The organism is Blautia sp. MCC269 (assembly GCF_018785655.1).
Classification (GTDB): domain Bacteria; phylum Bacillota; class Clostridia; order Lachnospirales; family Lachnospiraceae; genus Blautia_A.
This window is the reverse complement of the sequence record NZ_WQQE01000059.1, coordinates 1-254: the sequence shown is the minus strand read 5'-3', so window position 1 is coordinate 254 and position 254 is coordinate 1. Positions and strand designations below refer to the sequence as shown.

Below are 254 nucleotides of genomic sequence, written 5' to 3'. Positions count from 1 at the left end.
CACTGGGAGTTATGCTTGTCAACCATAAAATTCAAATTTTTTTGGATTTTTCGAAATTTCATCCCAAAGCCCCAATTCAATTCCCAGGACAGGACGCCCCGCGTCCGCTTCCGTCCCCTGCAAGGGTCTTATCTTTTTTCCTACCGGCTGGAAGTGTCAGCCAGAGGGAGAGGATATCGGTTCGGGCTGTTGCGGAGGAGGGGTGATACAACTTAGGTTGCGGGAGAGGGCGTTATTGCGGCAGGGTCAGCTGT

The 254-nt window shown here is 51.6% G+C and carries 1 protein-coding gene; it reads left to right on the top strand.

Going from position 1 to position 254, the window contains the following annotated elements:
- On the top strand, nt 1–206 hold a 206-nt coding region (locus GPK88_RS16085), incomplete at its 5' end, for a hypothetical protein (protein WP_207719082.1).
- Nucleotides 207–254: the final 48 nt, after the last annotated feature.